Here is a 24,309-nt window from a genome sequence, read left to right as displayed (position 1 = left end):
CAAAGCCCGTCGACCGACACGACCGCGCACATGGTGGTGGCCGGTGACGACGCCCTGGCGCACCGGCTGGCCGCCGAACTAAGGGGTGTGTACGGCGAACGGGTGACCCTCGTCGTACCGCCCACCCAGCGCAGTGTCCGGCCGCCGGTGGTCGGGCGGGCGCGGGCCTCGACTCTGTTCGACCGGATGTCCGCGGCGGTGAACCGCGCCGCGGGCAACGGGGAGGGGCCGCAGGGGCCGCCCAACCGGAGGGCCGAACCCGCCGGTTCCGAGCGGGTGTTGGAAGCCACCGAACTCACCGAGGCCGTACTCGCCGAGGCGGGTGTGGAACGGGCCGCCGCCCTCGCGCTCGTCCATGACGACGACGAGACCAACATCCGGGCCGCGCTCACCGCGCGCCGCCTCAATCCGCGGCTGCGGCTCGTCATACGGCTCTACAACCGGCGCCTCGGACAGCACATCGAGGAACTCCTCGATCAGGCCTCGGCGTTGGCCATGGCCGTGGCCGATGGCGAGGGGGACGGTGGCGGGGAGAGCGGGGGGCTCGGGTTCGATGCGTCCACCACCGTGTTGTCCGATGCCGACACCGCCGCGCCCGCGCTCGCCGCGACCGCCGTCGCCGGGACCAGCAAGGTCGTCCAGACCGATGGATTGATGCTGCGGGCGGTGGAGCGGCCGCCGCCGGGGCCCGGCGAGGTCGCCGATCCCGGGCTGTGCACGCTCGCGCTGCTGTCCGCCACCACCAACGACCCCGCCGGCGCGGACGGTTCCGAGAGCAGCGGCTCGCAGGGGCCTCGGCTGCTGCCCGACGAGCGGGCCGTGGCGGCGGCCACCGGGCGCGGGACCGTCGTCCTGGAGACCGTGTCGTACGCCGCGTCCGCGCCGTCCGCCGGGCGCAGTGTCGTGCCCTTCGGCTCGCTGCTGTCGCGGCGGCTGCGCTGGTCGTTCGCCGGGCTGGTGGGGTGTGTGGTGGGGCTGGCGGTCGCGTCGATGGTCGTCACCGGGGAGCCCCCGCTGCAGGCGACCTATCTGACGCTGCTCGATCTCTTCGCCATCAACAACCCCGCCATCGGTGAGCCCATCGGGCGGCAGATTCTTCAGCTCTTCTCCGGGCTCGTCGGGTTGTTGCTGCTGCCTGTGCTGCTCGCCGCCGTGCTGGAGGCGCTCGGTACGTTCCGGAGCGGGTCCGCGTTGCGCAAGCCGCCGCGGGGACTGTCCGGGCATGTGGTGCTGCTCGGGGTCGGGAAGATCGGGACGCGGGTGCTGACGCGGCTGCGGGAGCTGAACATTCCGGTGGTGTGCGTCGAGGCCGATCCGGAGGCGCGGGGGCTGGCGCTGGCGCGGCGGTTGCGGGTGTCGGTGGTGTTGGGGGACGTGACTCAGGAGGGTGTGCTCGAAGCCGCGAAGATTCATCGGGCGCATGCGCTGCTCGCGTTGACCAGCGCGGACACGACGAATCTGGAGGCCGCGTTGTACGCGCGTGGCGTGCGGCCCGATCTTCGGGTCGTGCTGCGGTTGTACGACGACGACTTCGCCACCGCCGTGTATCGGACCCTGCGGGCCGCGCATCCGCAGGCGCTGACCCGGAGTCGTAGCGTGTCGCATCTGGCGGCGCCCGCGTTTGCCGGGGCCATGATGGGGCGGCAGATCCTCGGGGCGATTCCGGTGGAGCGGCGGGTGTTGCTGTTCGCGGCCATCGTGGTGGGTGGGCATCCACAGTTGGAGGGGCGGACTGTGGGGGAGGCGTTTCGGGCGGGGGCGTGGCGGGTGCTTGCGTTGGATACGGCTGCGTCGGGGGGACGGCGGGGTGGTGAACCGGCGTCCGCCGTGGGGGGTGGTGGGAGCGGTGGGGGTGAGCGTGGTGGTTCCGGGCTGGTCTGGGATCTTCCCTCTACGTATGTGCTTCGGGCGCAGGATCGGGTGGTGTTGGCTGCTACTCGGAGGGGGCTGGCGGAGTTGTTGGGGCGGCGGCGACGGGAATCGGCGGGTACGTAGGTTTTTGGGCTCGGGGGTGTCTGGGGCTGGTGCCGGTGCCGGTGCCGGTTCTGGCGTGGGGGTGGGGTGGGGGGATTTTCTTCGCCCCCGCCGCCCCTACCCGTCTCATCCCTCTGGGGCTCCGCCCCAGACCCCGCCAGGGGGCTCCGCCCCCACACCCCCGCGGGGCTCCGCCGCTGCACCCCGCCGAGCGACACCCCCCGGACTCCCTCAGGACTGCGCCCCTGCACCCCGCCAAACGACACCGCCTCCGGACTCTCTCTGGGCTGCACCCCGGCCCGCGCGGGGTTCGCTCCTGCAGGCCGTTGAAGGGGGGCGTCGCCGGGGTTCTGCGGGCTGCGTCCTTGTGTCTGCCGGGGGTTCGTCGCTGTTGGGGGCGGGTTACTGGGGGAGGTGTCTGGTTGCGAAGTCGAGTTCGAGCTTTACCTGTTTGATGCGTTCGTCGACGACCAGGGAGCCGTGGCCCGCGTCGTAGCGGTAGACCTCGTGGATGGCGCTGCGGGCGGTGAGGCGGGCTACGTAGTTGTCGATCTGGCGGATGGGGCAGCGGGGGTCGTTGACGCCGGCCGAGATGTAGACGGGGGCCTTGACCGCGTCGACGTAGGTGAGGGGGGAGGACGCCTCGAAGCGTTCGGGGACCTCCTCGGGGGTGCCGCCGAGGAGGGTGCGGTCCATCGCCTTCAGGGCTTCCATCTCGTCGTGGTACGCCGTCACGTAGTCGGCGACCGGGACGGCGGCGATGCCGAGGGTCCACGCGTCCGGCTGTGTGCCGAGACCCAGGAGGGTGAGATAGCCGCCCCAGGAGCCGCCGGTGAGGATCAGGCGGGCGGGGTCGGCGAGGCCCGACGTCACCGCCCATTCCCGGACCACCGCGATGTCTTCGAGTTCGATCAGGCCGACCCGGTGCTTGAGGGCGTCCGTCCACTCGCGGCCGTAGCCCGTGGAGCCTCGGTAGTTGATCCGGACCACTGCGTACCCGTGGTCCACCCAGGCCGCCGGGCCGGCCGCGAAGGAGTCGCTGTCGTGCCAGGTCGGGCCGCCGTGGATGTCGAAGACGGTGGGCAGGGGGCCCGTCGTGCCCGCCGGCTTCTGGATGAGCGCGTGGACACGGCCGCCGGGGCCCTCCACCCACACGTCCTCCACGGGGACCGAGCCCGGGGACTTCAGGCCGGGGGGATCGAGGACGATCTCGCCCGTCGTCGAGCGGACCACGGACGGCTCGGCCGCCGAGGACCACAGGTACTCCACGGTTCCGTCGGGGCGGGCCGTCGCCCCGGAGACGGTGCCCTGCGGGGTGGGCACCTGGACCAGCTCGCGGGACGCCAGGTCGTAGCGCCACAGATCGCTGCGGGCCTCGAAGCTGTGGGCGATGAGGAGGGCCGAACCGTCGGGGTACCACTCGGCCGCCACGTCGCCCGGGAGGTCCAGGGCCAGGTCCGTCTCCTCCCCCGTCGCCACGTCCCACACCAGCGGCTCCCAACGGCCGCGCCGCTGATGGCCGATGAGGAGACGGGTGTCGCCATCGACGGGTGCGAAGCCGAGTACTTCCAGGCCCAGCTCGACCGTGCCGCCCTTGGTGTCGTCCAGCTCGGTGACCGTCGAGCCGTCCGGGCGCAGCACCCGCAGTGCCGAGTGCATCGCGTCGCCGTGCTCGGTGTGCTCGACGGCGATCAGGGAGCCGTCGTGCGAGAGGTCGCCGACGCCCGCCGACTCCCGGTGGCGGTAGATCTCCACCGGCTCCTCGCCGAGGCGGACCACGTGGATCGTCGAGCCGTCCTCGTCCGTCGAGCGGCCCACGACCGCCGTCCGGCCGTCCCTGCCGATGGCCAGGCCCCCGGGGTAGGAGGGCTCCAGGCCCGGAGCGGCGGGGGCGTCGGCCTCAGGAACACCGGCACCGGCACCGGCACCGGCATCGAGGCCGCTGTCGCCGTCGACGGCATGCGAGCTCTTGGGAGCGGTGAAGCGTTGGCGGCGCCAGATGCCGAACTCGTCCCCGTCCTTGTCGTCGAACCACCAGATCCACTCGCCGTCCGGGGAGAGCACGCCATCCGTCGTGCCGTTCGCCCGGTTCGTGACCTGGCGCTGCTGCCCCGTCCCGCGGTCCCACGCGTACAGCTCGTACGTCCCCGTCGCGTTGGAGACGAACAGCGCGCGGTGCGGGGCGTCCTCCGCCCAGTCGGGCAGCGACACCCGCGGCGCCCGGAAGCGCTTCTCCCAGTCGGGCATGGCTGCCTGCTGCTGCTCGATGGACCCGTTGCTCTCAGTCATGGCCCCAATAGTGCCTGGCCCGACCGACCCCGCGCTGGCGAGGTCCCCAGCCTGTGGATAACTTCGCCGATCGCTCCGAACGAACTTCGAAAGAGCTCCGACAGGAGGGGCCCCGAAGCCTCGGCGCCGTGCGCGGCACCGTACCTTTAAGTCGTGTACCGGTTCCTGCTGACGCCCCGCTGGTGGGGGATCAACGTCTTCGTGCTGTTGGCCATCCCCTTCTGCATTTTCATGGGGTCGTGGCAGTTGAGCCGGTTCGAGGCTCGGGTGCAGGACCACCGCGCGGCCGGTGAGCAGGCCGCCGCGGCCAGGACGGAGGGGGCCCGTCCGCTCGCCCGGCTGCTGCCCGTGAGCACGGAGACCTCCGGAAAGCAGGCCACCGCGACCGGCCGGTACGGCAAGCAGCTCCTCGTGCCGGGCCGCGAGCTCGACGGCGAGCGCGGGTTCTACGTGCTGACGCTGCTGCGCGTCGACGGCGGCAAGGCACTGCCCGTCGTACGGGGCTGGCTGCCCGGAACCGCCGACCCCGCGAAGGCGCCCGCCGCCCCGACCGCTGAGGTCACCGTCACGGGTGCGCTCCAGGCGTCCGAGAGCCCGGGGGCGAACGGCGTCACCGCCGCCGGGGGTCTGCCCGCAGGACAGACCGGCGCGATCAGCTCGGCGTCACTGGTGAACCTGGTGCCGTACGAGGTGTACGACGCCTGGATCACCCTCGCGAAGGCCGACAGCGGGATGCGTGCGGTGCCCGCGACCGAGCCTCAGGGCACCGGCTTGGACCTGAAGGCGTTCCAGAACCTCGGTTACACCGGTGAGTGGTTCGTCTTCGCGGGCTTCGTGGTCTTCATGTGGTTCCGGCTGCTGCGCCGCGAGGCGGAGTTCGCCCGGGACGCGGAGCTGGGACTCGTCCCGGAGCACGACGAAGAAGAAGCCACCGTCACCGAAGCCACCGCCGAAGCCGAGACCGCTGCCGAAGCCACCGCCCGAGTCGATGCCGCCGACGCCCCTCAGGACGCCGACAACATCCCCGTCCGGTAGATCGTCCCGGCACACGCGTTGGACACGGTCGTCGTGGCCGTCGCCGCGCCCGTCTCCGCCGTGTACGACACGGTGACGCTGCCGTCGGCCAGTCCGCCGTCCTCCGTCACCATCTGGGTCGAGGTGCCGGTGCCACCGGTGTCCGTGCCGGTGCCGCCCGTGTTGGTGGCGCCGTCCGTGGTGGTGGTCGGGGTCGGCGAGGGCTGACCGCCGCCGGTGGTCGGACAGGTCTCCGAGGGCACCCAGGCGAACTTCACGACGTACGAGGCGCTCGGCTTCAGCACCACCGAGGCGACCTCCGTGGTGGGGTCGGGCAGCCCGGTGGCCGCGTCGCCCGCCACATGCGTCACCACACTGATCTTGGCCGAGTCCGCGGCGCCCTGCGCGAGGGTGCCGAGCGTGCCCGCGCCGCTGACGGTGCAGCTGGTGGCCGAGACGTTCGACAGGGTGAAGGAGCCGTAGACCGCGCCGGTGGCGTCCGGGGTGCCGACGGTACTGGTGGCTCCGCCGAGCTGCGCCGGTGTGCACGCGGGCGAGATCGAGGCCGAGGCCGAGGGATCGGGGCCGCCCGTGGCCGATCCGGTGTTCGTCCCCTTGCCCTTGTCGGGCGTACCGGTCTGGCTGCCCTTGCCCGTGCCCTTGGAGGTGCCTGAGCTGCCGCCCACGGAGCTCTCGCCGCCGTCGGGGCCCTTGCCCTGGCTGGTGCCGCCCTGGGCCTGTGAGCTGTTGCCCGCTATGGACGGGTCGGCGTTCGACCCGGAGGCGTTCGAGACGTGCACGAGGGCGGGGACGGCGGTGCCGATGAAGAGCGCGGCCGCGGCCACGCCGACGATGGCCTGACGCTTGCGGGCCCGTCGTGCGGGGACCGCGCGGCGCAGGTGCTCCAGCGTGCCGTCGGTGGGTTCGATCTCCTGGACGGCCTGGTGCAGCAGCCGGCGCAGCGCCAGCTCGTCCGAACCGAACCCGTCGGAGCCCAGCTCGTCCGAACCGGACCTGTCCGAGCCCAGTGCGTGCGGGCCCAGTGCGCGCGGGCCCTGTGCGTCCGGGCCCTGCGGGTGGGGGCCGTTTGCGTCGGGGCCGTGGTTCACAGTTCCGTTCCCAGCTTGCTGCTCGTGCTCGTGCTCTTGCTCGTGCTCGTCTTCGGCCGGCGTGGGCCGGTGTGTCGGCGCATGCCGCTCGAAGGGCTCGTGTCGGTCGTGGTTGTCGCGTCGCTGGCTCATGCCGGGGCCTCCATGGCGACACGGAGCGCCGCGATGCCGCGCGAGCCGTACGCCTTGACCGACCCGAGCGATATCCCGAGGGTCTCGGCGACCTGGGCCTCGGTCATGTCCGCGAAGTAGCGCAGGACGAGGACCTCGCGCTGACGGCGCTGCAGGCCCTTCATCGCCTTGATGAGGGCGTCGCGCTCCAGCTGGTCGTAGGCGCCCTCCTCCGCGCTCGCCATGTCGGGCATCGGCTTCGAGAGGAGCTTGAGGCCGAGGATGCGCCGGCGCAGCGCGGAGCGCGAGAGGTTGACGACGGTCTGACGCAGATACGCGAGCGTCTTCTCGGGGTCACGGACGCGTTTGCGCGCCGAGTGCACGCGGATGAAGGCCTCCTGGACGACGTCCTCGCAGGAGGCGGTGTCGTCGAGCAGAAGTGCCGCGAGGCCCAGCAGCGACCGGTAGTGGGCGCGGTAGGTCTCGGTGAGATGGTCGACCGTGGTGCCGGCGGCCATGCTGTCTTCAGCGCCGTCGCGCTGACTCGGTATGCGGGCGGGCCGCGCTGCGGGCATGGGCGCGATCACCGGCATGCCGCCGGGCACGCCGGGGCTGCGGAGTCGGCGGGGTGGACGCAGGGGCATGACCCTGGTCTGTACCGCGGTGAATTCGAGAACCTCTGCCACGCCAGTTGGACACGCTTACCCCCGTCAGGGTTGTACGCGACAGGCATCACATTCGCTCCAGGGTTCACACCGGCCGAAGCGCCCGCTCCCACGCACCCCACGACGCCCGTCCCCACGCACCCCACGACACCCGTCCCCACACGCCGCACAACGCCCGCCCCCACGCGCTCCACAAGACCCGCCCCCACGCACCTCGCAACGCCCGCCGGACCATGTGCCCGAACGCCTGCCGACGCGACCGGAAGCGCGCCTGGCAGTGCATTGAATGCCCTCATGCGTACTAGCTCATCCCCTATGCCCCGTTATGCCGTGCCGCCCCCGGACACCCGTTCAGGGCGACCGCAAAGACGCTCCCCGCCCTCCGCGCGGTTGCGGAGAACGGGGAGGGAAATCTTCGAACGCCAAGCGGGTCCTGTACAAGTGGTCTGGACCATTATTCCGGCCACACAACTGACACAGATCCTACAAACGAATCCGGCCATGGCCAGGGAGTTTTTGCCCCCTGGACACACTGCGCAGGGAAACCCACCGGCCGGGCAGGACGACGCTCGGAGGCGTGCCACCGAAATCGGTTCGCGGCTACGGCGGGCGCCACCGCACGGAGCCCCGGCTGACGCGGCTGTCTAGAACAGCTCCGCCGCCACCAGTTCCGCGATCTGGGCCGTGTTGAGGGCGGCGCCCTTGCGGAGGTTGTCGCCGCAGACGAAGAGTTCGAGGGCGGTCGGGTCGTCGAGGGCCCGGCGGACGCGGCCCACCCAGGTCGGGTCGGTGCCGACGACGTCCGCGGGGGTGGGGAACTCACCGGCGGCCGGATTGTCGAACAGGACGACTCCGGGCGCGGTGGCCAGGATCTCGCGGGCCTTGGTCACGGTGACCTTGCCCTCGAAGCGGGCGTGCACGGTGAGGGAGTGCGTGGTCACGACCGGGACGCGGACGCAGGTCACGGCCACGGGCAGGGCCGGCAGCCCGAGGATCTTGCGGGACTCGTCCCGCACCTTCATCTCCTCCGAGGACCAACCGTCCTCGCGCAGCGACCCGGCCCACGGGACGACGTTCAGCGCCACCGGCTCCGGGAAGGGGCCCGTGTTGTCGCCCACGGCCCGGCGTACGTCACCGGGGCTGGTCCCCAGTTCCGTACCGGCGACGAGGGACAGCTGCTGGCGCAGGGTGTCGACGCCCGCGCGCCCGGCACCGCTCACCGCCTGGTACGAGGAGACCACCAGCTCGCGCAGGCCGAACTCGGCGTGCAGCGCGCCGAGCGCCACGATCATGGAGAGGGTGGTGCAGTTCGGGTTGGAGATGATCCCGCGCGGGCGCACGCGCGCGGCGTGCGGATTCACCTCGGGGACGACCAGCGGCACGTCCGGGTCCATCCGGAACGCGCCCGAGTTGTCGACCACGATGACGCCCTTGGCCGCGGCGATCGGCGCCCACTGCGCGGCCACCTCGTCGGGGACGTCGAACATCGCGACGTCGACCCCGTCGAAGGCGGCCTCACTGAGCGCCACCACCTCGACTTCCTCGCCGCGCACGGCCAGCTTGCGGCCGGCCGAGCGCGGGGAGGCGAGCAGACGGATCTCGCCCCAGATGTCCGCGTGCTGGGACAGGATCTGGAGCATGACCGTGCCGACGGCCCCGGTCGCACCCACGACCGCCAGCGTCGGTCCTGCCGGCCTGGTCATCAGCGGCGGCCAGTGCCGCCGTACGAGAGGACGGTCATCGTCCGGTGCCTCCGTAGACGACGGCCTCGTCGCTGTCGGAGTCGAGTCCGAAGGCGGTGTGCACCGCGCGGACGGCCTCGGGGACGTCGTCGGCACGCGTGACCACCGAGATGCGGATCTCGGAGGTGGAGATCAGCTCGATGTTCACCCCCGCGTCGGACAGCGCCTCGAAGAAGCCGGCCGTGACACCCGGGTTCGTCTTCATGCCCGCGCCGACGAGCGAGATCTTGCCGATCTGGTCGTCGTAGCGCAGCGAGTCGAAGCCGATCACGTTCCTCGCCTTCTCCAAGGCGTCGATGGCCTTGCGGCCCTCGGTCTTGGGGAGGGTGAAGGAGATGTCCGTCAGGCCGGTGGAGGCGGCGGACACGTTCTGCACGACCATGTCGATGTTGATCTCGGCGTCGGCGATGGCGCGGAAGATCGAGGCGGCCTCGCCCGGCTTGTCCGGAACACCGACGACCGTGACCTTGGCCTCGGAGGTGTCGTGAGCGACACCGGAAATGATGGCCTGCTCCACCTTCTGGTCCCCTTGCTTGATCGGTGCACTGCTGACCCAGGTGCCCTGGAGTCCGCTGAAGGACGAGCGCACATGGATCGGGATGTTGTAGCGGCGGGCGTACTCCACACAGCGGTGGAGCAGCACCTTGGAGCCGGAGGCGGCGAGCTCCAGCATGTCCTCGAAGGAGATCCAGTCGATCTTCTTCGCCTTCTTCACCACCCGCGGGTCGGCGGTGAACACGCCGTCCACGTCGGTGTAAATCTCGCAGACCTCGGCGTCCAGCGCCGCGGCGAGCGCGACGGCCGTGGTGTCGGACCCGCCGCGCCCGAGCGTGGTGATGTCCTTCTTGTCCTGCGAGACGCCCTGGAAGCCGGCGACGATGGCGATGTTGCCCTCGTCGAGCGCCGTCCGGATACGGCCGGGCGTGACGTCGATGATCCGCGCTTTGTTGTGGACCGAGTCGGTGATGACGCCTGCCTGGCTGCCGGTGAAGCTCTGGGCGCTGTGGCCCAGGTTTTTGATCGCCATCGCCAGCAGGGCCATGGAGATCCGCTCTCCGGCGGTCAGCAGCATGTCGAACTCTCGTCCGCTGGGCATCGGAGATACCTGCTCGGCGAGATCGATCAGCTCGTCCGTCGTGTCGCCCATCGCGGAAACGACCACGACCACCTGGTGGCCGTTCTTCTTCGCTTCCACGATTCGCTTGGCGACGCGCTTGATGCCCTCGGCATCGGCTACGGAGGAGCCTCCGTACTTCTGCACGACAAGGCCCACGTGCGCTCCTCGCTCAATCTGTCTCTGTACCGCACAACTGCGGTCGGCTCAGTCTAACGAGCGGCCGGATTTCCCTTCCGGAGTATCGGATCGTGAGATGTCCCGCTCACGACGTGATCACTCCGGACCGTCAGGGTCCACCGGGAGTCCACCGGAGTCGTCAGATCCACCGGTTTCGGCAGGGTTCCTCCGGCCGCTCCGAGCGGCACCTGCCCGCCCACACGCCTCGCCACTCCGGAAAGTGCCCCGTGTCACACGACACCGCCGTGTCTTAACTCTCAAGCACTAAGGCTCGGCTGTGCGCGGGCCCGTACGACGTCGTCCTCCTCGATCTCGGCCTGCCCGACACCGACGGCCTCGACGTCTGCAAGGCGCTGCGGACCCGCGGTGACGTGCCGATCATCGTGATCAGCGCGCGCAGCGACGAGACCGGCCGGGCGTGCGTGTCGCGGATCTTGTTCGAAACGTGCGCCCTGGTGGGCGGCTTCTGCGGGGCCGCGCCGGCCGACGTGCCGATCCCGACGCCCAGGGCGCCCGCCGCAACGAGGGTGGAGACGGTGATGACGGCGGCGCGCTTGCGTATCCGGCGCTTCGTGAGAACTTCCGTGCGGTGGGGGTGCTCCGCTTGCTGCGGGAGCGACTTCAGCCTCTCTTAGCGCTGGTTCGGGGCCGTCCAGCGGACGTGCAGGGCTGATCCAACTCCCCGCCAGCTCACGCTGTGCGAGGGGGTGGTGACGGGCGTGTGGGGGTGCCGGGTGGGGTAAGGGGCGTGGGTGACGGGCGAGTTGATGCTGGGCGGGATCGTGCTGTTGGGGTCCTGTGTGCAGTGGCTGACCGGGATGGGCTTCGCGCTCGTCGCCGTGCCGGCGCTCGTGCTGCTGCTCGGGCCCGCCCAGGGTGTCGTCCTCGCGAACTGCGCCGCGGGGGCGATCTGCGTCGTGGGGCTGGCCGGTGGGTGGCAGCGGGTGCGGCCGCGCGCGATGGTGCCGTTGTGTCTGGCGGCGGCGCTCACCGTGCCGGTGGGCAGCTGGGTCGCACGGCGGCTGCCGCCCGCCGAACTGTTGATTTTCATGGGCGCGCTGGTGACGGTGGCCGTGGTCGTGGTCATGCGGGGCGCCCGGCTGCCCGCGCTGCGGGGCACGCGGGGCGCGGTGGCCGCGGGGGCGGCGGGCGGGTTCATGAACTCCGCGGCGGGGGTGGGGGGTCCGCCGGTCTCCCTGTACGCCCTCAACGCGGGGTGGACGGTACGGGAGTTCGTGCCGAACGCGCTGTTCTACGGGGTGGTGGTGAACGCCTTCTCGGTGGCCTCGAACGGCGTTCCGCATCTTGGGGCGGCGCGGTGGGGGGGCGTGGTGACGGGGATGGTGGTGGGGGCCTCCGTCGGGAGGATGCTTGCCGAACGGGTGCCGGAGCGGCGGGCGCGGATGCTGGTGCTGTTGCTGGCGTTGATTGGTGGGCTCACCACGTTGGGGAAGGGGTTGTGGGGGCTGGGGTGATGTGGGGCGCCAATGCAGGTGGTGGGGCGCCAGTGCCGGTGGTGGGTCGGGGCCGTGCCGGTACGTCGAGCCCGTCGCCGCTGGATCAGACGTGGGCCGGGCGAGGGAGCCGCTGCTCGATCCGGGCGTAAGCGACGGGCTTGCGACGTACCGGCACGGCCCCTCGCGTCGCATGGCGGCCATGCGACGCGTGGCGGCCTCGGGTGGTCGGCGGCTGCGGGTGGTCAGTCGTGGTGTGTTGTGGGCTTGCGGCGGGGGGTTGCCGATCGGGGTGGGGTCGTGCGCATGTGGGTGCGGACCCGGCCCAGTACGTCGCTGAGTGTGGTGATGTCGGAGCGGTTCAGGGGTGTGACGAGGAGCCTGCGTACGACCGTCACGTGGCCCGGCATCACTCGGCCGAGGAGCTCGTGGCCCTGTGGGGTGGCGGTGACGTTGACGCTGCGTTCGTCGTCCGCCGAGGGTGCCCTGGTGACCAGTCCCGCCTTGGCCAACTGGGCCACCTGATAGGTCAGTCCGCTGCGGCTGTGGACCAGGCGGTCGGCGATGTCGGTCATCCGCAGCTGCCCCTCGGGGGCCTGCCCGAGCACGGCGAGGATCTGGAACTGGGTGTAGCTGAGGCCGCCCTCGTCGCGCAGCTGCTGGTCGACGGCGTGCTGGAGCAGGCTGCTGACCTCCATCAGGGCGAAGTAGGCGGCCAGTTGCTCGGGATCCAGTCGCTCGGGATCGGGGGGCGGGGTGTGCGGCATGACCAGGAGTTTACTTGCTGCGAATTCGAAGCAGACGTAAGGTCGGGATGTGCTTCGAATTCGCAGCATCTGCCAACGAAGGGGACTGGTCATGAGCATGGCTTATCTCGCGCAGGCCGATCAGCAGCAGAAGCTCGAGTGGCTCGACGGCGGCGTCTTCGCCGTGTTGCTGGACAGCGCGGCCACCGACGGGCAGCTGACCGTCGGGCGGTTCAGCGTCAGCAAGGGCGAGGCGCCGCCGTACCACCTGCACACCCGTGAGGACGAGGTCTTCATGCTGATCAAGGGGACCGCGCTGGTCTGGTCCGGCGATCAGGAGATGGAGCTGTCCGAGGGCGGCATCGTCTATCTGCCCAGGAACGTCCCGCACGGCTACCGGATCACCTCCGACACCGCCGACCTGCTGATGATCTGCACCCCGGGCGGCATCGAGGGCATGTTCCGGCACGCCGGACGCGATCTGGCCACCCCTCGACCCGAGGGCTTCCGGATCGAGCCGGAGCTGCTCGCCGAGGCCGCCGACAAGTACGGGCAGGTCGTTCTGGGACCGCCCCGCTGACCGACGCCCGCCCCACCCCGCTCACCGATGAGAGGTCCCTCATGACCCAGCAGCAACGCCAGGCTCTTGATGAGCTCCTGCGGCACGCCCCGTTCGACATCGGCGGTGAACTCGGCGAACAGCGCGCCCTCTTCCACGAGATGATCGCGTCCGTGCCGCTGCCCGAAGACGTCACGGCCACACCGGGCCGGCTCGGTGGCATACCGATCGTCACCGTGGAGACTCCGGGTGATGGTTCTTCGGCTGTGGTGCTCTACTTCCACGGCGGCGCGTACGCCCTCGGCTCGGCCGGCGACTCCGTGGGCCTGGCCGCCGACGTGGCCCGGCGGGTCGGGGTCCGCGCCGTGTCGGTGGACTACCGGCTGGCCCCGGAGCATCCGTTCCCCGCGGCCGTCGACGACGCCGTGGCCGCCTATCGCGCCCTGCTCGCGGACGGGACACCCAGCTCCGAGGTCGCGTTCGTCGGTGAGTCCGCGGGCGGCGGGCTGGCGGTGGCCACGCTCGTCGCGCTCAAGGAGGCGGGGCTGCCACAGCCGTCGTCGGCCGTGGTCTTCTCCCCGTGGGCCGATCTGACCCTGTCCGGGGACAGCCTGACTGGCAAGGCCGACGTCGACCCCGCGCTGACCGCGAAGGGACTGCAGATCCGCGCCCGCGACTACCTGGGCGAGACCGACCCCGCCACGCCCCTGGCCAGCCCGGTCTTCGCCGACCTGACGGGGCTCGCGCCCCTGCTCATCCAGGTCGGCTCGCACGAGATCCTGCTGGACGACGCCGTAGGACTGGCCGCCCGCGCCGCCGAGCACGACGTGGCGGTCGAGCTGCAGGTCTGGCCCCAGGTCCCGCACGTCTTCCAGGGGTTCGCCGCGCTGCTCGACGACGCCGACGCCGCGCTGACCTCCGCCGCCGCCTTCACCCGGGCGCACTGGCCCGCCGGCTGACCCCGCACCGGGGCTACTTGGACGACCTGATGCCGAGCGGTCCGCCGATCTCCTCGGCCATGACCCGGCCCGCCTCCTCCGCGAGGGCCTCCTCGCCGAGGTCCTGGTCGGTGTCGAGGCCGTTGAGGTCGTCCAGGGGCTGGTTCAGACGGACGTGGGCCACCAGGGACTGGAGGGCGCGCAGGGCCGCCGAGGTGGTGGACCCCCAGTTGGAGAAGTAGGAGAACTGCCACCACCACAGGGCCTCGGTGGTGCGGCCCGCGCGGTAGTGGGCCATGCCGTGGCGCAGATCGGTGACGACGTCCGCGAGGTCGTCCGAGATGCGGCAGGCCACCGGGGCCTTGCGCGGTTCGTAGGGGTCGAACACCTCGGAGTAGACGTCGATCGGGTCCAGCATGACCGCGAGGCGCTCACGCAGGTCGTCGACGTCCGGCTCCGGACCGAGGTCCGGCTCGTAGCGCTCGTCGGGGACGATGTCCTCGTGCGCGCCGAGACGGCCGCCCGCCAGCAGCAGCTGGGACACCTCCAGGAGGAGGAAGGGCACGGCGGAGTCCGGCTCGTCGCCCTTCGCCACTTCGGTGACGGCGACGATGAAGCTCTCGACCTGGTCCGCGATCTGGACCACGAAGTCGTCGGGATCCTGGCTGGTCGCGTGCAGCGTGGCGTCAGACATCTAGGAGTCGTCTCCCCTCGAAGGCGCGGCCGAGTGTGACCTCGTCCGCGTATTCCAGGTCGCCACCCACCGGGAGGCCGCTGGCCAGGCGGGTGACCCTGAGGCCCATGGGCTTGATCATGCGGGCGAGGTACGTGGCCGTCGCCTCGCCCTCCAGGTTCGGGTCCGTGGCGAGGATGAGCTCCGTGACCGTGCCGTCGGCGAGACGGGCGAGGAGTTCCCTTATCCGGAGGTCGTCGGGGCCGACGCCCTCGATCGGGCTGATCGCGCCGCCCAGCACGTGGTACTTGCCCCGGAACTCGCGCGTCCGCTCGACCGCGACGACGTCCTTGGGCTCCTCGACCACACAGATGACGGTCAGATCCCGACGTGGGTCGCGGCAGATGTTGCACAGTTCCTCCTGCGCCACATTGCCGCAGGTCGCGCAGAAGCGGACCTTCGCCTTGACCTCCATGAGGCACTGCGCGAGCCGGCGGACGTCCGTCGGCTCGGCCTGCAGGATGTGGAAGGCGATCCGCTGCGCGCTCTTGGGACCGACGCCGGGCAGCCGCCCCAACTCGTCGATGAGGTCCTGGACCACGCCTTCGTACACGGACTGCCGCCCTTCCTGGAATCTTTCAGTACGTACGGTAGTTGGCCGCCGCCGGTCTTAGAAAGGCAGGCCGGGGATGCCACTGCCGCCGAGGCCCTGGGCGAGCGGGCCGAGCTTCTGCTGCTGGAGCGCCTGGGCGTTCTCGTTGGCCGCCTGGACCGCCGCGACGACCAGGTCGGCGAGGGTCTCGGTGTCCTCGGGGTCCACGGCCTTCGGGTCGATGACCAGGGCGCGCAGCTCACCCGAGCCCGTCACCGTCGCCGTCACCAGACCGCCACCCGCCTGGCCTTCGACCTCGGTGCGCGCGAGTTCCTCCTGCGCGTTGGCGAGGTCCTGCTGCATCTTCTGGGCCTGCTGGAGCAGCTGCTGCATATTGGGCTGGCCACCACCGGGGATCACGATCAGCTCCTGGCTCGTACGGCTGTCTGGACGGGGTTTTCCCGTTCAGCACGAGCCTACGTGGTTGGCGGGGCCGTCGCCCAAGCACTCTTTCGAGTGAGGCGATCTCGAAGCCTATACCTGATTAAGACCCTCTTTCAGGCGGAAAAGCGGCGAAACCCGGGCCATCGCCACCCATTGGGCGGTAGGAAGGGAGCGGCGCCTCGGCACCACGCGTCACTTGACATCACACAACGTCACCAGGCACAACGTCAGCAGCAACATCCAACATCACCAGCTTCGTCCTTCGTCGTCCTTCGCCAGTAGGGAGTGCCGGGTGAGCCAGCCGGAGATGCAGCCCGAGGGGCCGCCCCAGGACGGGCGGGACGGCGGGGCCGCGGGGACCCGGCCGGATGATCTGACCGGCCGGGCGTTTCCGCTCGGGGACTGGGGGGAGCCGGCCGAGCGGCTCCATGAGCTGTACCGGTGGGTGGAGCGGGGGGCGCTCGACACGGCGTCCTGGTATCTCGCGGACCGGGTGTGGAAGCGGCGGGGGGCGCGGGTGCTGCGGGGTGGGGCGGCGGTGGGGGCGGTGGCCGGGGCCGCGCTTCCCCTGCTGGACCTCACCGGAGTGGTCGGCGGGGTCGCTCCCTGGGGGTATCTCGCGCTGCTGCTCGGGGTCGCGTGCGTGGCCGGGGACCGGTTCTTCGGGGTGACCTCCGGGTGGATAAGGGACGTGGCGACCGCGCAGGCCGTGCAGCGGCGGTTGCAGGTGTTGCAGTTCGACTGGGCGTCGGAGAGTGTGCGGGAGGTTTTGGGGCCGACGGAGGGGACCGCGAGCGAGGCGGCGGATCGGTGCCTGGGGGTGTTACGTCGGTTTTCGGAGGACATCACGGAGTTGGTGCGGGTGGAGACGGCGGACTGGATGGTGGAGTTCCGGACCGGGCCCGCGCCGCTGGGGATTCAGTCGTCGCTGGCGGGGGTTCCTCGGGCGGAGGGTGCGTCGGCTGGGCGGCTGCCGTTGCCTCCGGGCACCCGCCCGAACATGCCCCGCCAGCGCCCCCCGGAGCCGCGCTAGCTTTTCCTCGCCCCCGCCGCCCCTACCCAACCCATCCCCAGGGGCTCCGCCCCTTCAACCCCGCATCGGCCTGGACGGCCTCGTCCTCAAACGCCGGACGGGCTGAAGATGCGCGCCAGCGCCCTTGAGGGGCGCGGGGAACTGCGCGCCCAGCCCCCACCGGACCCGCAGCCAAACGAACCGGGCGAGCGGGGGACGCGGGGCGAAGCCCCCGCCTCAGGGCGCCCGCAGTCGAGCAACGCACCCGGCGTCGAAGGATCAGTTGGTGCCGCAGATTTTCAGGCCCACCGGGGTGCCGCACGGTAGGTGGCCGTGGGTGCGGATGACGTCCTGGCCGTTGCCGCGGCTGATGTAGGTGAGGAAGCTGGAGGCGAGGGAGTCGGCGGGCGGCTGGGCGTAGGTGTAGGCGTACTCGATCTCCCGGTACGGGTAGGAGGACGTGCCGTGTTCCAGGTCCTCCACGGACGCGGCATGTCCGTCGAGGGTGAGCTGGTGCAGGCCCTTGTATCCGGTGGCGAGGTTCAGCTCGCTGTAGCCGATCGCCCCGGGCAACCCGGCCACGGTACTCAGCACCTGCCCGGTGGAGTCGAGTTCGCACCGCACCACGGGCACCGTCGCGTCGTCCTTGTGGACGCAGTCCAGGGAGGAGTTGGCGATTTCGCCCCGGCCCAGGACCCGGCGCTGAAAGACCTGGCGGGTACCGGAGTTGGCGTCCCGGCTGACGAGGAGCACGGGGCGGTCGGGGCCGCCGAGCTGCTTCCAGTTCGTGATCTCGCCGAGGTAGAGGCGGCGTACGTCGGCGAGGGCCAGGTTCCGCACGGGCAGGTCGTCGTTCACGACCAGGACGAAGACCGAGACCGCGACCCGGTTCTCGCGCAGTTGCGGGAACCCGCTCGGCTTCGGCCCGTCCGAGAGGGCGATGACGGGCGGCGAGCCCTTCGAGGACTTGGCGCCGGCCTCGCCGAGTTCCCGCACCCCCGCCGTGCTCCCGTGCGCGTCGACCACGATGTCGGCGCCCTCGCAGTCCTGCTCGTACTTCTTCGCCAGCTCGCTCATCACGGGCGCGAAGGCCGTCGAGCCGGTGACGGTGAGCGTGCCCTTCTCGCAGCCGATCGGCGGCGGGGAGTCGTCCCGCAGCACAACGATCAGCGCGAGCGTGACGACACACACGGTCAGCAGCACGGTGATCAGCCGGGCCGCACGGCTGAACAGGGGCGGCTGATCGTCCGGTGTCGTACTGCGGTTGGGGCTGACCTCGCCGTCCCGCAGCCCGCCGATCAGCCGTATCTCGCGCCCCACGTCCCCGCCCGACAGCAGCACGAGGAGCTTGAAGTGCTCGCCCCGGTTGAGCGGGACGCGCGGGATGCGCAGGACGCCGTCCTCGTAACTGAGCCCCGCGGCGGGGGTGAAGTGGTCCATGAGGTGTTCGGTGCCGGGCGGCTGGGTGACGGACACACCGCGGATGGTGCGGTCGGTGAACACCGCTGTCAGACCGTGGCGTTCCCTGCTCGTGTAGTCGTCACCGGCGATGCTCTGCGACCCGTCGTTCTCGATCCGCAGCAGCACGAGGGTGGCGTCCATCATGCCCGGCGTCTCGTCGAACAGCCCGAGCCGTACGTTGGCGCGCCCCGAACGCACGTCGTCGCCTATCGGGTTGTCCATCTGCACCCGGTAGCCGATCCGCTTGCGCCGCGGCACCCGGCGTTCGTACCAGACCATCACCGCGGAGGCGACGACACCGATCACGGCGGTCCCCACGGCCACAACGTTCTCCGCGCTCAGCCACTCCATCGCGAGCCACTCCCCCGAGCCCAAGGTGCGGTCACCGTACGGCTCGAGGCGGGAACACCCGGCGTACGCCGGGTGAAGTTCAGCGGCCGCTCAACCAAACTGACGCTTCGTCAGCCACTCTTCGTGTAGGTCAACGACTCGCCCGAGCCCGTGTTCACCCGGCGCAGCCGCCCGTCGGACAGAAGGGTGATCTCGGAGGCGGCACCCGGCGAGCAGGACGAGATCGGTGCGCCGCCGGTGACTTCGGAGGGGCCGATCACCAGGGGACCCCCGGCGCCGGGGGCAGCGGTCAGTTCGGCCTGGAAGACGCAGTGGTAGGTGCTGCTGCCGGACGGACCGTCCGCGACGAGCGAGAGGACCGTGTCGCCCACCGCGCCCTGCTGGATGGTCAGTCGGCGGGTGTTGTGGCCGGTCGCGTTGTCGATGGAGGCGTCCCAGGTGCCGAGGAACCCCTCCGGGATCGTGCCCCCCTGGGATGTCTGGGGCGAGGGGGAATCGGAAGGGGAGGAGGAGGGAGTGGAGGAGGGCGGGGGCGAGTCGGGGGAGGTCGGGCTCGTGGACGCGGCCGAGGACGCCTTCGCGTCGTCGGTGCCCTTGGCCGTGCCGCCCTGCATCAGCGCGTAGACGGAACCGCCCGCGCCGAGCGCGACGACCAGCGCCACGACGATCAGGGCGGCGGTGGAGCGGCCGCTTCTGCGCGGCGGCTCGGGTTCGGGGACGCCCGCGGGGCCGTACGGCGTGGTGGGCATGCCCGGTCCGTACGGCGGCGTAGGGCCGTACGAGCCGGGTGCGCCCCAGCCGCCCTGCGGATAGCCGTACACGGGCGGGCCCGTGGGGCTGGGGTGCTGCTGGGGATGGCCGTACGCCGGGTGCGCGGCGGGTGGTGCGGCCGGCGGGGGTGTCTGGTCGGCGCCCGCGATCAGCGTCGGGAGGTGGTCCGTCGAGGCCGGTCCTCCCGGCGGGGGCGGGGTGGCGGCGTGCTCCGGGGCGACCTCGGGAGCGGGGGTGGGTGCAGGGGTGGGTGCGGGGGTGGACTTGGACAGGTCCAGGGCCGCCGGGGCGGATCCCGGGGCCGGTTCCTGAGCGGGGGCGGCGGCCTGGCGCGCGGGCGGCGCCGGAGCCGGTGCGGGGCGCTCGTCCGGGTTCTCCGTGTCCAGCAACCGCACGGCGTGCCGCCCGAGTTGGGCCACCAGCGCGCTGGGCAGCCACGGATCGCGGGAGCGTCCTTCCACGACGGTGTCCTCCGCGCCGATGCGCTCCAGGATCTCGTCGAGGCCGGGGCGGGCGGCGGGGTCCTTGCGCAGACAGTGCCGTACGAGGTCGGCGAGGCCCTCCGGTACGCCGTCCAGGTCGGGATCCTCCTGTGCGATGCGGAACATCATCGCGTGCACCCCGCTGTTCGCCGCCCCGAAGGGCAGGGCGCCGGTGGCGGCGTACGAGAGGACCGAGCCCAGGCAGAAGACGTCGCACGCGGGCGTGACGCGGTCGCCGCGGACCTGCTCGGGCGCCATGAATCCGGGCGAGCCGACGAGGGCGCCGGTGCGGGTGAGGCCACCGTCGGTGACGGTCTCCAGGGCGCGCGCGATCCCGAAGTCGATGACGCGCGGGCCGTCGATGGTCACGAGGACGTTGGAGGGCTTGAGGTCGCGGTGGATGAGTCCGGCGGCGTGGATGTCCTTGAGGGCGTGGGCGAGTCCGGCCGCGAGGATGCGGACGGAACGTTCCGGGAGCGCTCCGTGGTCGTGGCCCACGACCGTCTGGAGGGAGGGTCCTGCGACATATCCGGTCGCGACCCACGGGACGGCGGCCTCGGTGTCCGCGTCGAGGACGGGGGCGGTCCAGAGGCCGCCGACCCGGCGCGCGGCCAGCACTTCCTGGCGGAAGCGGGCCCGGAACTCCTCCTGCGCGGCGAGTTCCTCGCGCACCAGCTTCACGGCGACGGTACGGCCCCGGTCGGAGCGGGCCAGATAGACGCGTCCCATGCCACCGGCACCGAGCCGCGCGAGCAGTCGGTACGCCCCGATCTGCTGCGGTTCCCCCGCCCCCAGCTTCTCCATCGTCGTGCCGCCCTCCCCCGTGCCGGTGCAACCGCCCGAGGCCGAGGATAGTGCGGCCCCACCAGGAGGTGGGTGGGGCGGTGTCTACGGTTCAGTAACAGCACCTGGCGTTTTCGTGACGTCCGTCGCGGCCCCGTCGATCTCGTCGATCTCGTCGATCTCGTCGATCTCGTCGATCTCGTCGAGAACCGCCGACAGTCGCTCCAGGATCCGTACGGTCTCGGCGAAGCCGTCCTCCCCGAGCGCCCGCGCCAGCCGGTCGGCGAGGCGCGCGTGGCCGGGGCCGATCGCGGCGACGGCGGTGCGGCCGGCGGCGGTCGGGGAGAGCAGTTTGGCGCGGCGGTGGGCGGGGTTGGGCAGGTACTCGGCGAGGCCCTTGCCGACCAGCAGGTCGGCGACGCGCTGCACGCTCTGCCGGGTGATGCCCATGACGCGGGCGATCCCGGCGACGGGGAGCGGCTCGGGGAGCACCGCGCCCAGCACCTGCCACCAGGCGGCGGTCAGCCCCGCGGGGCGGGCCAGTTCGTCCGCCACGGAGAGGAACTGGCCGTTGAGCCGGAAGACGCCGAGGGCGGCGCGGCTGAGGAGGTCCTGCCGTTCCCGGCTCATCGGGCGGCCTCCCCGGCGGCCCCTGAGGCCTTCTCCAGTACGGCGTACGCGGACGCGTCGGAGTCGTGGAACAGGCGGTACCAGGCGTCCAGGACCTCCCCCTCGTACACCCCGAGGAGCCGCAGGACCTCCCGGGCGAAGGCGACGGGCTCGGTCGGTCCGGCGGTGACGAGGTTGCCGTCGGTGACGGCGTCGGTGTCGACGTACCGCCCGCCGCCCCGGTAGCCGGTGGCGGCGAGGTAGAAGGACACGGCACTGGTGTGGTCCCGGTCGTCGAGGAGCCCCTCGCGGGCGAGCCCGGCCGTCGCCCCGCAGATCGCGGCGACCGGCACGCCCGCGTCGAGGAAGGCACGGGCCTTGCGCGCGAAGGGGGCGAGGTCGTCGGAGGTGTCCCAGAGGTCGGCGCCGGTGAGGACCAGCAGGGAACTGTCCTCGGGGCGGAGTTCGTCGAGTGCGAGGTCGGGCTGGATCCGGAGACCGCCGATCGTCGTCACCGGCTCCCGGGTGGGGCCGACGGTCCGGATCTCGCGACCGGCGCGGGCCAGATACGCGGTGGTGTGACCGGTCTCCCAGTCGGCGTAGGTGTCGTAGACGGCGAGGTGGACGGGACTGCCGTGGTCGTTCGTCGCGCTCATCGCTCTCTCCTCGCATAGATCATGACGGTGCGTCATGCCAGCATGCTGTCATTTCGACAGGATACTGTCAATGAACCGTTGTCGGCGGCCAAGCCCGACAGACTGTCGTGGAAAGCCCCCGGTCACAGACAGGACGCCGATGTCGCGCCCCCTCCGGGGACATTTACGCTTCGGCGCATGACCCCTCAGCCCAACCCCCAGGTCGGCGCCGCCGTGAAGGCCGCGGACCGCGCGCACGTGTTCCACTCCTGGTCCGCTCAGGAGCTCATCGACCCGCTCGCCGTCGCCGGCGCGGAGGGGTCGTACTTCTGGGACTACGAAGGCAAGCGGTATCTGGACTTCACCAGCGGGCTCGTCTTCACCAACATCGGCTACCAGCACCCGAAGGTCGTCGCCGCGATCCAGGAACAGGCCGCGACCCTGTCCACGTTCGCGCCCGCCTTCGCCGTGGAGGCCCGTTCGGAGGCGGCCCGGCTGATCGCCGAGCGGACCCCGGGCGACCTGGACAAGATCTTCTTCACCAACGGTGGCGCGGAGGCCGTCGAGAACGCCACGCGGATGGCCCGGCTGCACACCGGGCGTCCGAAGGTGCTCTCCGCGTACCGCTCGTACCACGGGGCCACGTCCACCGCGATCAACCTCACCGGTGACCCGCGGCGCTGGCCGAACGACAGCGGCGCGGCGGGCGTCGTCCACTTCTGGGCGCCGTTCCTCTACCGCTCCCCCTTCCACTCCGACAGTGAGCAGCAGGAGTGCGAGCGGGCGCTTCAGCACCTGGAGGACACGATCGCCTTCGAGGGGCCGGGGACCGTCGCGGCCATCATCCTCGAGACGATTCCGGGGACGGCGGGGATCATGACGCCGCCGCCGGGCTATCTCGCCGGGGTGCGGGCGCTCTGCGACCAGTACGGGATCGTCTTCATCCTGGACGAGGTCATGGCGGGGTTCGGGCGTACGGGGAAGTGGTTCGCGGCGGACCACTACGACGTGACGCCGGACCTCATGACCTTCGCGAAGGGCGTGAACTCGGGCTACGTTCCGCTCGGCGGCGTCGCGATCTCCTCGGCGATCGCGGAGACCTTCGCCCGGCGGCCCTACCCCGGGGGGCTCACGTACTCCGGGCATCCGCTGGCCTGTGCCGCCGCCGTCGCCACCATCAACGTGATGGAGGAGGAGGGCATCGTCGAGCAGGCCGCGCGGATCGGGGAGACGGTGCTCGAGCCCGGGCTGCGGGAGCTGGCCGCGCGGCATCCCAGCGTGGGTGAGGTGCGCGGTACGGGGGTGTTCTGGGCGCTGGAACTGGTCAAGGACCGGGAGAGCCGGGAGCCGTTGGTGCCGTACAACGCCGCCGGTGAGGCCAATGGGCCGATGGTCGCGTTCGGGGCGGCGGCGAAGGCGCGGGGGCTGTGGCCGTTCATCAACATGAACCGGACTCATGTCGTGCCGCCGTGCAATGTCTCCGAGGGGGAGGCGAAGGAGGGGCTCGCGGTGCTGGACGAGGCGTTGTCGGTGGCGGACGAGTACACCGTGTGACGCGTGGGGGCGTGCGGGGCATGTGGGGCATGTGGGTCGGCTGCGGCTAGGTGGGGGCTGAGCGCGCAGTTCCCCGCGCCCCTCAGGGCGGGGCTCCGCCCCGCACCCCGGCCGTGCGAAGTTCGTCGGCTGACGGCCGGTGGGGGCTGAGCGCGCGGTTCCCCGCGCCCCCCGGGGCGGGGCTTCGCCCCGCATGCGCCGCGCCCCTGGGGCAGGGCTGGGGCCCGTCTTCTCCGGCCCATGAAAGGCTCCTGTCCGCGTAAGGTGACCGTGCTTGTAGAGAAGCGCACGCACGTGCACCCGTACGCGACGAGGGAGCGAGAGACCATGCCCGGCACCGGCGGCAACGGCGCCGTAACCCGTAGCACCCTGCGGCAGCAGCTCGCGGACGCGCTCCGCGACGAGGTGCTGGCAGGCCGGCTCCGGCCCGGGCAGGCGTTCACGGTGAAGGAGATCGCCGAGCAGTACGGCGTCTCCGCGACCCCCGTCCGCGAGGCCCTCGTCGATCTGTCGGCCCAGGGCCTCCTGGAGGCGGACCAGCACCGCGGCTTCCGCGTGCACGAGTACTCGCTCGACGACTACCGCGGCATGATCGAGGCCCGGAGTCTCGTCACCGACGGGATGTTCCGGAGTCTCCTCGGGTCAGGCATGGCGCAGGCCGACGATCCGCGCACCCTCGCCGCCCTCGCCGGGGTCCGCCGCCGCGGCGAGGAGGCCCAGCGCGCCGCGACCGCCGGCGTCCTGAACATCCTCATCGGCTACGACCTGCGCTTCTGGCGCGAGCTGAGCGCCCTGTTCGGCAACGCCTACCTCGCCGACTTCCTGCACCGCCTGCGCGTCCAGTCCTGGGTGTGCACGGTGCAGCACCTGCGCCGGGTGGAGGATCTGAAGGGCCACCTGTGGGCGGGCCACACGGAGCTCGTGGACGCGCTGGCCCGCCGCGACCCGGGCGCGGCGCACGCGATCGTGGCCGCGTACAACGAGCACTCCCTCGCCCTCCTCGAGCGCCTGGCCGCCGGATGAGCGCGACGTGAGATCGTGGCGGGA

At 71.4% G+C, this 24,309-nt stretch carries 21 protein-coding genes and 1 pseudogene; 9 read left to right on the top strand and 13 right to left on the bottom strand.

Annotation, left to right across the window (positions count from 1 at the left end; all coding sequences use genetic code 11):
- Positions 1-30 precede the first annotated feature (30 nt).
- Complete coding sequence (locus tag OG798_RS29405) at positions 31-1,995, top strand: NAD-binding protein (protein ID WP_328760094.1); 1,965 nt, start codon at positions 31-33, stop codon at positions 1,993-1,995.
- A 381-nt stretch (positions 1,996-2,376) separates the two neighbouring features.
- Here OG798_RS29405 and OG798_RS29400 read toward each other — a convergent pair whose 3' ends face one another.
- The gene (locus tag OG798_RS29400; protein WP_328757937.1) at positions 2,377-4,263 is read right to left on the bottom strand and encodes a S9 family peptidase; all 1,887 of its coding nucleotides are present in this window, start codon (positions 4,261-4,263) and stop codon (positions 2,377-2,379) included.
- 153 nt (positions 4,264-4,416) lie between these two features.
- On the opposite strand from OG798_RS29400, the gene OG798_RS29395 reads away from it, so the two are divergent.
- Entirely contained in the window at positions 4,417-5,298 is an 882-nt protein-coding gene (locus OG798_RS29395; RefSeq protein WP_328757936.1) for an SURF1 family protein, read from the top strand.
- Here the strand turns inward: OG798_RS29395 and OG798_RS29390 are convergent.
- The 4 genes from OG798_RS29390 to OG798_RS29375 form a co-directional block, all read right to left on the bottom strand.
- Positions 5,268-6,518: a hypothetical protein gene (locus tag OG798_RS29390; protein WP_267062456.1), complete on the bottom strand. Its 1,251-nt coding sequence runs from the start codon at positions 6,516-6,518 to the stop codon at positions 5,268-5,270. The two genes, OG798_RS29395 and OG798_RS29390, sit on opposite strands and share 31 nt — an antisense overlap.
- Positions 6,515-7,090 carry a SigE family RNA polymerase sigma factor gene (locus tag OG798_RS29385; protein WP_054231405.1) on the bottom strand — a complete coding sequence of 192 codons (576 nt, stop codon included), beginning with the start codon at positions 7,088-7,090 and terminating at the stop codon, positions 6,515-6,517. Before OG798_RS29385 ends, OG798_RS29390 begins: the two co-directional genes overlap by 4 nt.
- A 716-nt stretch (positions 7,091-7,806) precedes the next feature.
- Positions 7,807-8,865 carry an aspartate-semialdehyde dehydrogenase gene (locus OG798_RS29380; RefSeq protein WP_097225228.1) on the bottom strand — a complete coding sequence of 353 codons (1,059 nt, stop codon included), beginning with the start codon at positions 8,863-8,865 and terminating at the stop codon, positions 7,807-7,809.
- A 34-nt stretch (positions 8,866-8,899) separates the two neighbouring features.
- On the bottom strand, positions 8,900-10,177 hold the full coding sequence (locus tag OG798_RS29375) for an aspartate kinase (protein WP_095853423.1): 1,278 nt from the start codon (positions 10,175-10,177) through the stop codon (positions 8,900-8,902).
- Positions 10,178-10,482: 305 nt separating this feature from the next.
- Between OG798_RS29375 and OG798_RS29370 the strand changes: the two are divergent.
- Positions 10,483-10,614: pseudogene (locus OG798_RS29370) on the top strand (response regulator); the annotation flags it as partial.
- Positions 10,615-10,965: 351 nt separating this feature from the next.
- A complete protein-coding gene (locus tag OG798_RS29365; protein ID WP_267063886.1) occupies positions 10,966-11,673 on the top strand; it encodes a sulfite exporter TauE/SafE family protein in 708 nt (235 codons plus the stop codon).
- Positions 11,674-11,897: 224 nt separating this feature from the next.
- Here the strand turns inward: OG798_RS29365 and OG798_RS29360 are convergent, their stop codons facing one another.
- Positions 11,898-12,419, bottom strand: a complete 522-nt coding sequence (locus tag OG798_RS29360; RefSeq protein WP_121415478.1) for a MarR family winged helix-turn-helix transcriptional regulator — start codon at positions 12,417-12,419, stop codon at positions 11,898-11,900.
- Between the two features lie 91 nt (positions 12,420-12,510).
- Here OG798_RS29360 and OG798_RS29355 point away from each other — a divergent pair, with 91 nt between their 5' ends.
- Positions 12,511-12,978, top strand: coding sequence for a cupin domain-containing protein (locus tag OG798_RS29355; protein WP_095853425.1), 468 nt, complete (start codon positions 12,511-12,513; stop codon positions 12,976-12,978).
- Between the two features lie 41 nt (positions 12,979-13,019).
- Positions 13,020-13,916, top strand: a complete 897-nt coding sequence (locus tag OG798_RS29350; RefSeq protein WP_267062455.1) for an alpha/beta hydrolase fold domain-containing protein — start codon at positions 13,020-13,022, stop codon at positions 13,914-13,916.
- A 13-nt stretch (positions 13,917-13,929) separates the two neighbouring features.
- Here OG798_RS29350 and OG798_RS29345 read toward each other — a convergent pair whose 3' ends face one another.
- The 3 genes from OG798_RS29345 to OG798_RS29335 are packed head-to-tail and all read right to left on the bottom strand — an operon-like array spanning position 13,930 to position 15,580.
- Entirely contained in the window at positions 13,930-14,589 is a 660-nt protein-coding gene (locus tag OG798_RS29345) for a DUF5063 domain-containing protein (RefSeq protein ID WP_267062454.1), read from the bottom strand.
- A complete protein-coding gene (gene recR / locus OG798_RS29340; protein ID WP_095853428.1) occupies positions 14,582-15,181 on the bottom strand; it encodes a recombination mediator RecR in 600 nt (199 codons plus the stop codon). The genes OG798_RS29345 and recR overlap by 8 nt, the downstream gene beginning before the upstream one ends.
- 57 nt (positions 15,182-15,238) lie before the next feature.
- The gene (locus OG798_RS29335; protein WP_075033091.1) at positions 15,239-15,580 is read right to left on the bottom strand and encodes a YbaB/EbfC family nucleoid-associated protein; all 342 of its coding nucleotides are present in this window, start codon (positions 15,578-15,580) and stop codon (positions 15,239-15,241) included.
- A 316-nt stretch (positions 15,581-15,896) separates the two neighbouring features.
- Here OG798_RS29335 and OG798_RS29330 point away from each other — a divergent pair, with 316 nt between their 5' ends.
- Positions 15,897-16,637 carry an SLATT domain-containing protein gene (locus OG798_RS29330; RefSeq protein WP_097225231.1) on the top strand — a complete coding sequence of 247 codons (741 nt, stop codon included), beginning with the start codon at positions 15,897-15,899 and terminating at the stop codon, positions 16,635-16,637.
- A gap of 258 nt (positions 16,638-16,895) precedes the next feature.
- Here the strand turns inward: OG798_RS29330 and OG798_RS29325 are convergent, their stop codons facing one another.
- From OG798_RS29325 to OG798_RS29310, 4 genes are all read right to left on the bottom strand, one after another.
- Positions 16,896-18,428 carry a substrate-binding domain-containing protein gene (locus tag OG798_RS29325; protein WP_328757935.1) on the bottom strand — a complete coding sequence of 511 codons (1,533 nt, stop codon included), beginning with the start codon at positions 18,426-18,428 and terminating at the stop codon, positions 16,896-16,898.
- A 110-nt stretch (positions 18,429-18,538) separates the two neighbouring features.
- Positions 18,539-20,485 (bottom strand): serine/threonine-protein kinase, encoded by a 1,947-nt coding sequence (locus OG798_RS29320; RefSeq protein WP_095853431.1) that lies wholly within the window; start codon positions 20,483-20,485, stop codon positions 18,539-18,541.
- Positions 20,486-20,569: 84 nt separating this feature from the next.
- Positions 20,570-21,094 carry a MarR family winged helix-turn-helix transcriptional regulator gene (locus OG798_RS29315; protein ID WP_328757934.1) on the bottom strand — a complete coding sequence of 175 codons (525 nt, stop codon included), beginning with the start codon at positions 21,092-21,094 and terminating at the stop codon, positions 20,570-20,572.
- The gene (locus OG798_RS29310; RefSeq protein WP_267062450.1) at positions 21,091-21,729 is read right to left on the bottom strand and encodes a type 1 glutamine amidotransferase family protein; all 639 of its coding nucleotides are present in this window, start codon (positions 21,727-21,729) and stop codon (positions 21,091-21,093) included. The genes OG798_RS29315 and OG798_RS29310 overlap by 4 nt, the downstream gene beginning before the upstream one ends.
- Before the next feature lie 177 nt (positions 21,730-21,906).
- Here OG798_RS29310 and OG798_RS29305 point away from each other — a divergent pair, with 177 nt between their 5' ends.
- Positions 21,907-23,262 carry an aspartate aminotransferase family protein gene (locus tag OG798_RS29305; RefSeq protein WP_328757933.1) on the top strand — a complete coding sequence of 452 codons (1,356 nt, stop codon included), beginning with the start codon at positions 21,907-21,909 and terminating at the stop codon, positions 23,260-23,262.
- Between the two features lie 327 nt (positions 23,263-23,589).
- Positions 23,590-24,285, top strand: a complete 696-nt coding sequence (locus OG798_RS29300) for a GntR family transcriptional regulator (RefSeq protein WP_095853435.1) — start codon at positions 23,590-23,592, stop codon at positions 24,283-24,285.
- Positions 24,286-24,309 lie beyond the last annotated feature (24 nt).

The organism is Streptomyces sp. NBC_00271 (assembly GCF_036178845.1).
GTDB lineage: Bacteria > Actinomycetota > Actinomycetes > Streptomycetales > Streptomycetaceae > Streptomyces.
The sequence above is the reverse complement of the archived record's forward strand: the minus strand, read 5'-3'. Positions and strand labels throughout refer to the sequence as shown.